Annotated in this window: 1 protein-coding gene; it reads right to left on the bottom strand. The window is 42.5% G+C overall.

Going from position 1 to position 2,463, the window contains the following annotated elements:
• Nucleotides 1-356 precede the first annotated feature (356 nt).
• Nucleotides 357-2,087 carry an FAD-dependent oxidoreductase gene (locus tag BLR27_RS18270; RefSeq protein ID WP_090707312.1) on the bottom strand — a complete coding sequence of 577 codons (1,731 nt, stop codon included), beginning with the start codon at nucleotides 2,085-2,087 and terminating at the stop codon, nucleotides 357-359.
• Nucleotides 2,088-2,463: the final 376 nt, after the last annotated feature.

Below are 2,463 nucleotides of genomic sequence, written 5' to 3'. Positions count from 1 at the left end.
AAGGATCAGTACGCTACACAGACTGGTTCTTGACCGTCTTAAAAAACAAAGATAAAAACAATTTTATTTGGAAATCAACACAGAATCTCTACGGACAGAAAGTCTTTGTCTCTTTCTGAAATTATTAGAGACCACCCCCTTTAATTCCCCCGCCAGCGGTGGACACTGGGTGGCTAAGAAAAATGTGCTTTTAAATTAAAATATTTATCCATGGACGAAATTTTTTATCCGACATGCTGTCCACCGCTGGCGGGGGTGGTTTTTTAGTAGCCCGGGATGCCGCCCATTGTTAACGCAAACCGCAATAGCCCAACTATAATTCGTTCTACTGACTATTCTTCTGAATAACTAATCTTCTATTGAAGCACCTGCTTGTTTTTCAACAGGTTAGCTTCCAGTTCCTTGTACGGAATATCCTGAACAGCATAATTATTATCAATCGCCATGGATGCGGCAATGGCTGCCGACTGGCCTAAAACCATGAATACAGGCTCCATTCGGATCGATCCGAAGGCAATATGCGTAGCAGATAAACAAACCGGAACAAAGAGGTTGCTGGCTTCCGATTTCTTAGGCACAATGCTTCGGTAACTCACCGGAAACGGACTGGCGACATGCGCTTCCACATTACCTTCATTTTTAACATAGCCATTCACATCAACATATCTCTGGATGTTATGAGAGTCCATTCCGTAGGCACCCAGGCCGATTGGATCTTGCGCTACCTCGAACTTCTCACAGTTCTTTTGAGTCATTACATATTCGCTGATCATGCGCCTTGCCTCACGGATATATAATTGTGATTGCCAGCCGTCTTTGCTTTCATATTCATCCTTGCAGGTTCCCCATTTGGAAACAGCTTCTCTCACTTTGGCAGGGATGCGGGGATGATAAGCAAGCGTCCACATTAAGCCCTGCTGATACTGTCTGTGGCGCTGAGCAATCTTTTCACGTTCCTCATAAGTAGCTTCAGGGTAGGTATAATTCTGACCTATGAAATCTGTAGAAAACCCCTTCTGGTTATTGGTATCTGTTTTGCGGTTAGGCATGCCTGAATTTATCCATGGCACCAGTGGATCGCCATATTCATACATTTTCTCGACCGGGCCTTCAGCAGCTTCGTAATTCCGGAGGAGCAGTTCATAATCCTGTTCCTTATAACCTGCAGGCTTACTGAACGGAATCCGGTTTTCGGGGTGATCTGTTAAAGTCATGCGGTAGCAATAGGCTTGTATTTTAGTATCGCCTTTGCCGTCAACACCCGGTTTCCCGGGATTGATAAATGGCAGTAAACCACTTTTTGGATCTCCCTTTTTAATGTATGGATCAACCCCTTCAATGAAATTATGATAAGCACCGTTCATGGAAATTGTTTTGCGAAGAGTCAGGCTCATTTTATTTGCCTGAATACCATTCAATGATTCTCCGTACTGCGCATTCGACTCACGCCCAACAGTATAACTAATACCCGCAGCAGCCATCAGATCGCCCTCATAGGTTGCGTCAATGAACATTTTGCCAGTGTATATTTGTCCGCTTTCCATTTGTATGGATGATATTTTTCCGGCAGTTTTTTTAACCCCTGTCTTCCGGTTTAAGCGCTGGGAATAAACCAGGGTAATATTTTTCTCCCTGCTTAGCATATCCTTGTAGATCTTCAGGGCTGCCGAAGGTTCAAATGTCCACATGGCATCTTCATTCGCTGCCGAAGTGGTTTGTCCGCCATCGCGATAGGTTTCCCGCTTTTGCCAGTTCCAGTTCTCCGGTTTTTGGTAATAGCTTTTTACATTCTGATAAAACTCTCTGGATATTCCGCCAATTGCCTGCTTGTTCCCGATATCCGTCTGACCCAAACCGCCCGTTGTTAATCCCCCGATTCTATTGCTCTGCTCTATTAAAATCACTTTTTTGCCTAATCTTGAACTTTGTATAGCTGAAATTATCCCGGCAGAAGTACCACCATAAACAACAATGTCAAATGATTGTGTAGTTTGGCTGAACACCTGCTGATTAGCCCAAATTAATAAGGAAGCAAGCAGAATATTGAATTTTTTTGAGGGGAGTAGTTTGAAACTTACTGTAAACATGGGTAGTTGAGTTATTTATGAATTCTGGAAATAAAAGTAATGAAATATTTGGCATTGCAACAGATTTCTCCGTTGTGCCTCATCGAATCCGATAGTTATCGGATGACGCACCTATTAACGTCATTTCGCACACCTGTACTATTTTTAAATTGAAAGACACCTTTGAAAGGTGGAGAAATCTCATGACTAAAGGCAGTGATATAAATGCAAAGCCAATTCATTGCAACAGATTTCTCTTCGTACCTCATCGAATCCGATAGCTATCGGATGATGACAATTAACGTCATTTCCTTTGGTCAATGAAAGAATATTTATTAGCTATTACTATTGTTGAAATGGGGGGTCCGGGGGGTGTTAATAAACTAAAATCTTTGTG

This window comes from Daejeonella rubra (assembly GCF_900103545.1).
Taxonomy (GTDB): domain Bacteria; phylum Bacteroidota; class Bacteroidia; order Sphingobacteriales; family Sphingobacteriaceae; genus Daejeonella; species Daejeonella rubra.
The sequence above is the reverse complement of the archived record's forward strand: the minus strand, read 5'-3'. Positions and strand labels throughout refer to the sequence as shown.